The organism is Streptomyces sp. NPDC055078, assembly GCF_053607985.1.
The window spans coordinates 1-5,783 of record NZ_JBSGUP010000531.1 but is presented as its reverse complement, the minus strand read 5'-3'; the positions used below and the strand labels follow the sequence as shown (position 1 = coordinate 5,783).

5 protein-coding genes are annotated in these 5,783 nt (G+C 71.1%); 1 reads left to right on the top strand and 4 read right to left on the bottom strand.

Annotation, left to right across the window (positions count from 1 at the left end; translation table 11 throughout):
* Positions 1-220: 220 nt before the first annotated feature.
* The 4 genes from ilvD to ACWF94_RS31225 form a co-directional block, all read right to left on the bottom strand.
* Entirely contained in the window at positions 221-2,074 is a 1,854-nt protein-coding gene (gene ilvD, locus ACWF94_RS31240; protein WP_453496026.1) for a dihydroxy-acid dehydratase, read from the bottom strand.
* Between the two features lie 231 nt (positions 2,075-2,305).
* Complete coding sequence (locus ACWF94_RS31235) at positions 2,306-2,935, bottom strand: TetR/AcrR family transcriptional regulator (protein WP_453496023.1); 630 nt, start codon at positions 2,933-2,935, stop codon at positions 2,306-2,308.
* Entirely contained in the window at positions 2,932-3,816 is an 885-nt protein-coding gene (locus ACWF94_RS31230; protein ID WP_453496020.1) for a sugar phosphate isomerase/epimerase family protein, read from the bottom strand. The genes ACWF94_RS31235 and ACWF94_RS31230 overlap by 4 nt, the downstream gene beginning before the upstream one ends.
* A 158-nt stretch (positions 3,817-3,974) precedes the next feature.
* Positions 3,975-4,904, bottom strand: a complete 930-nt coding sequence (locus ACWF94_RS31225; protein WP_453496017.1) for a Ppx/GppA phosphatase family protein — start codon at positions 4,902-4,904, stop codon at positions 3,975-3,977.
* A 40-nt stretch (positions 4,905-4,944) separates the two neighbouring features.
* Here ACWF94_RS31225 and ACWF94_RS31220 point away from each other — a divergent pair, with 40 nt between their 5' ends.
* Positions 4,945-5,751: a hypothetical protein gene (locus ACWF94_RS31220; protein WP_453496014.1), complete on the top strand. Its 807-nt coding sequence runs from the start codon at positions 4,945-4,947 to the stop codon at positions 5,749-5,751.
* Positions 5,752-5,783 lie beyond the last annotated feature (32 nt).

Here is a 5,783-nt window from a genome sequence, read left to right as displayed (position 1 = left end):
TTGGGCTCTGATCCGCCCTACCCCCCCAAAGCCCCCTACAGGCCCCTTTAATCGTGCAGTCCCGACGTGACCCCGGAGCGGACCCCGGCCCCAACCCCGAACCGCCCCGGGCCCAGCCCAAGACCCCGACACCAGAACACCGGCCCCAACCCCGGACCGCCCAGGACCCCGCACCACACCACCGCACCGAGCACACCGGGCCGGAGCCGGGTGCGCGTTGTCAGGGCTGGAGGCGGGAGATGTCGCGGACCGCGCCCTTGTCGGCGCTGGTGGCCATGGCGGCGTAGGCGCGGAGGGCGGCCGAGACCTTGCGGTCGCGGTTCTTGGGGGCGTAGACACCGCCGAGTGCCTCGCGGCGGGCGGTGAGTTCGGCGTCGGGGACCAGAAGCTCGATGGTGCGGTTGGGGATGTCGATGCGGATGCGGTCGCCGTCCTGGACCAGCGCGATGGTGCCGCCGGAGGCCGCCTCGGGGGAGGCGTGGCCGATGGACAGGCCCGAGGTCCCACCGGAGAAGCGGCCGTCGGTGACCAGCGCGCAGGACTTGCCGAGGCCGCGGCCCTTGAGGAAGGAGGTGGGATAGAGCATCTCCTGCATACCCGGGCCGCCCTTGGGGCCCTCGTAGCGGATGACGACGACGTCACCCTCCTTGATCTCCTTGCGGAGGATCTTGTCGACGGCCTCGTCCTGGGACTCGCAGACGACGGCCGGGCCCTCGAAGGTCCAGATCGACTCGTCGACGCCCGCGGTCTTCACGACGCAGCCGTCGACCGCGAGGTTGCCCTTGAGGACGGCGAGGCCGCCGTCCTTGCTGTAGGCGTGGGCCGCGTCCCGGATGCAGCCGCCCGCCGCGTCCGTGTCGAGGGATTCCCAGCGCTCGGACTGGGAGAACGCCTCGGCGGAGCGCTTGCAGCCGGGGGCCGCGTGCCACAGTTCGAGCGCCTCGGGCGACGGGGAGCCGCCGCGGACGTCCCAGGTCTCCAGCCACTGCTTGATCGACGGGGAGTGGACGGTGTGCACGTCCTCGTTGAGGAGGCCGGCGCGGTACAGCTCGCCCAGGAGCGCGGGGATGCCGCCGGCCCGGTGGACGTCCTCCATGTAGTACGTGCCCCCGGGGGCGACGTTCGGGGCGACCTTGGCCAGACAGGGCACCCGGCGCGAGACGGCGTCCATGTCGCTCAGGCCGTAGTCCAGTTCGGCCTCCTGCGCGGCGGCCAGCAGATGGAGGATGGTGTTGGTGGAGCCGCCCATGGAGATGTCGAGCGCCATGGCGTTCTCGAAGGCCGCGCGGGTGGCGATGTTGCGCGGCAGGACGGTGTCGTCGTCGTTCTCGTAGTACCGCTTGGTGATCTCGACCACCGTACGGCCCGCGTTCTCGTACAGCGCGCGGCGGGCGGTGTGGGTGGCGAGGACCGAGCCGTTGCCCGGCAGGGAGAGGCCGATGGCCTCGGTCAGACAGTTCATGGAGTTGGCCGTGAACATGCCGGAACAGGAACCGCAGGTCGGGCAGGCGTTCTCCTCGATACGGAGGATGTCCTCGTCCGAGATGCTCTCGTCGACCGCGTCGGCGATCGCGTTGACCAGGTCGAGCTTGCGGACGGTGCCGTCGACCAGGGTGGTCTGTCCGGCCTCCATCGGGCCACCGGAGACGAAAACGGTGGGGATGTTGAGGCGCAGGGCGGCGTTCAGCATGCCCGGGGTGATCTTGTCGCAGTTGGAGATGCAGATCAGGGCGTCGGCGCAGTGCGCCTCGACCATGTACTCGACGCTGTCGGCGATCAGATCGCGCGAGGGCAGGGAGTAGAGCATTCCGCCGTGGCCCATGGCGATGCCGTCGTCGACCGCGATGGTGTTGAACTCACGCGGGACGGCTCCCGCCGCCTTGATGGCCTCGCTGACGATCCGGCCGACCGGCTGGAGGTGGGTGTGGCCGGGGACGAACTCGGTGAAGGAGTTGGCGACGGCGATGATCGGCTTGCCGATGTCCGCGCTGGCTACGCCCGACGCGCGCATCAGGGCTCGTGCGCCCGCCATGTTGCGGCCGTGGGTGACTGTGCGGGACCTCAGCTCGGGCATCGTCGCTCGCTCCTCGGTAGACGTTCGGTAGGGAAAGCGTACGCCCGGCGACCAAGATCTGGACTCGGCGTCCGGGATACGGGACGGAAGCCCAGGATTCGGTCAAACGGGATCCGGCCGACCAGGCCGAACAGGACCCGCGCCGGACCTGACCCAGCCCCGGGCAGCCCTGGCCCGGCCGGACCTGACCCCGGCCGGACCTGGCCCCAGGCAGACCAGGACCCCGCCGGTTCAGGACTCCGTCAGATAGCGCTGGAGCGTCGGCGCCACCATCGCCACGATCTCCTCCGGCTCCGCCGACGCCAGCGGCTCCACCTGGATCACATAGCGCAGGATCGCGATCCCGACCATCTGCGAGGCCGCCAGCTCCGCGCGGAACTTCGGGTCAGGCACGTCCAGCTCCACCGCGATCCGCTCCAGCAGCCGCCGCAGGACGAAGCTCCGCAGCACCTTCGCCGCCGCTTCGTGGGTGAGCGCGGAACGGACGATCGCCAGCAGCGGGGCCCGGGACACCGGGTTCTCCCACACGCCGATGAAGTAGCGGGCGAGGCGCTCGCCGATGCCGTCCGTGCCCTGTCCGAGGATCACCGGCAGGACCAGGACAGGTTCGAAGGACAGCTCGACGGCGGCGGCGAAGACCTCGTCCTTCGTACCGAAGTAGTGATGGACCAGCGCCGCGTCCACGCCCGCCGCGCGGGCGATGCCGCGCATGGTCGTCTTGTCGTAGCCCCGCTCGGCGAACTCCGTACGGGCCGCGTCCAGGATGCGTTCCCTGGCGCCGGAGCCCCCGGCCCCCGGCGTCCGGGCCGGGCGTCCGCGCCGCCGGGGCGGGGGCGGGGGCGGGGTCGTGCCGTCCGTCATGAGCTGCGCGCTCCCCGGGCCCCCGAGGGCCTGGACTGCCGGGTCCGCCGGGCCTGCTCGGCCGGCCCGGTCCGGCGGGCGGTGGCCAGATGGAGCCGGGTGAAGGCGAGGGCCTCGGCGAGGTCGGCCTCCCGTTCGGCCGCGGACATCGCCCGGCGGGTGTTGACCTCGACGACCACATGGCCTTCGTAACCGCTGTGCGCGAGGCGCTCCAGGAGTTCGGCGCACGGCTGGTCTCCCCGGCCGGGGACCAGATGCTCGTCCTTCGCCGAACCCTTGCCGTCGGCGAGGTGCACATGGCCGAGCCGGTCGCCCATGCGGTCGATCATCGCCATGGTGTCGATCCGGGCGGTGGAGGTGTGCGAGAGGTCGATGGTGAAGTGGCGGTAGTCGTCCTTGGTGACGTCCCACTCAGGGGCGTACGCGAGCATCTCGCGGTCCCGGTAGCGCCACGGGTACATGTTCTCCACCGCGAAACGGACATCCGTCTCGTCCGCCATCCGCCAGATGCCGCTGACGAAGTCCCGCGCGTACTGCCGCTGCCAGCGGAACGGCGGATGGACGACGACGGTGGACGCGCCCAGCTTCTCGGCCGCCGCCTGGGCGCGCTGAAGCTTGGTCCACGGGTCGGTGGACCACACCCGCTGGGTGATCAGCAGACAGGGCGCGTGGATGGCGTGCACCGGCACCCGGTGGTAGTCGGAGAGCCTGCGCAGCGCCTCGACGTCCTGGCTGACGGGGTCCGTCCAGACCATGACCTCGACTCCGTCGTACCCCAGGCGCGCGGCGATCTCGAAGGCCGTCGCCGTCGACTCCGGGTAGACGGAGGCCGTCGACAGGACAACCTTCGCCGCCGGGATACGCACCACTGGATCTGCCACGGGACACAGGGTACGGGCCCGTGCCGGGCCGTGTGAGCCGTGCTTCGGCCGACCGGCAGGTGCGCTGCCGGACAGGCCACCACCGGACGAGGCACCACCGGCCGACCGGGCCTATCCGACCGGGGCCTATCCGACCGGCAGATGCCGGCCGACCGGGCCTACCCGACCGGCAGATGGTCGAGACGGCGCAGGATCACGCCCTCGCGCAGCGCCCAGGGACAGATCTCCAGCTCCTGCGCGCCGAACAGCTCCATCGCGCCCTCCGCGACCAGGGCTCCCGCCAGCAGTTGCCGGGCCCGGCCCGCCGAGACCCCGGGGAGTTCGGCGCGCTGCTCGACCGTCATCGCGGCCAGCTTCGGCACCCACTGCCGCAGCGCCCTATGACTCAGCTCACGCTGTACGTACAGCCCTTCGGCGTCCCGCGCGGCCCCGGCGATCCGGGCGAGCTGCTTGAACGTCTTGGAGGTCGCCACGATGTGGTCGGGCTTCCCGAACCGGCTGAATTCACCGACCGTACGGGCGATCTCGGCCCGGACATGGCGGCGCAGCTCGCGTACGGCCTCCGGGGTGGGCGGGTCGCCCGGCAGCGCACCGGTCAGCCGGCCCGCGCCGAGCGGCAGGGAGACCGCGGCGTCCGGTTCCTCGTCGATCCCGTACGCGATCTCCAGGGAGCCGCCGCCGATGTCGATCACCAGCAGTTTGCCGGCGGACCAGCCGAACCAGCGGCGGGCGGCGAGGAAGGTGAGCCGGGCCTCCTCCTCGCCCGCGAGGACTTCGAGGTGTACGCCCGTCTCGGCCCTGATCCGGTCGAGCACCTGGTCGGCGTTGGTGGCTCCCCGGACCGCCGAGGTCGCGAAACTCAGCACTTCTTCGCAGCCCTGGTCCTCGGCGGCCCGTACCGCCCGGTGGACCGTCTGAACCAGCCGGTCGACACCCGCCGGGCCGATGGCGCCCTGGGCGTCGAGCAGTTCGGCGAGCCTCAGCTCCGCCTTGTGCGAGTGGGCGGGCAGCGGACGGGCGCCCGGGTGCGCGTCCACCAACAGCAGGTGCACCGTGTTCGAACCGACGTCGAGGACTCCGAGTCTCATGGAACGAACGCTACTGCGGTCGCGGACATACCCTGGCGGTGTGCCAAAGACGAAAAAGGCGAAGCCGGGCAAAGCCCAGCCCCCCATCTCAAAGAGCCTTACCGAGGACGAGAAGGGTCTGGACTTCCCCCGCGCATGGGTGGAGTTCCCCGACCCCGCCGACGACGAGCAGGTCTTCCGATGTGATCTGACCTGGCTGACCTCGCGCTGGAGCTGTGTTTTCGGCTCCGGCTGCCAGGGCATCCAGGCGGGCCGCGCGGACGACGGCTGCTGCACTCTGGGCGCGCACTTCTCCGATGACGACGACGAGAAGCGGGTCGCGGAACATGTAGCGCGGCTCACACCGGACCTCTGGCAGTTCCACGATGTGGGCACGGAGTCCGGCTGGGTGGCCACCGACGACGACGGAGAGCGCCAGACGCGCCGCTGGGAGGGTTCGTGCGTCTTCCAGAACCGTCCTGGGTTCGCCGGGGGCGCCGGCTGCTCACTGCACATCCTCGCGCTGCGGGAGGGGCGTGAGCCGCTGGAGACCAAGCCGGATGTCTGCTGGCAGCTGCCGGTGCGGCGGACGTACGACTGGATCGAGCGGCCGGACGACACCAAGGTGCTCCAGGTCTCGATCGGGGAGTACGACCGGCGGGGGTGGGGGCCGGGTGGCCATGACCTCCACTGGTGGTGCACATCGGCGACCTCGGCGCACGGGGCGGGGGATCCGGTGTATGTGACGTACCGGCCGGAGCTGACGGAGCTGATGGGGAAGGCGGCGTACGACGTGCTGGTGTCCCTGTGCGAGACGCGGCTGTCCTCGCAGCTTCCGCTGCTGGCGCCGCATCCGGCGGACGGGTAGCCCGGGGGCCCCGGGGCCCTGAGCTGGGCCCC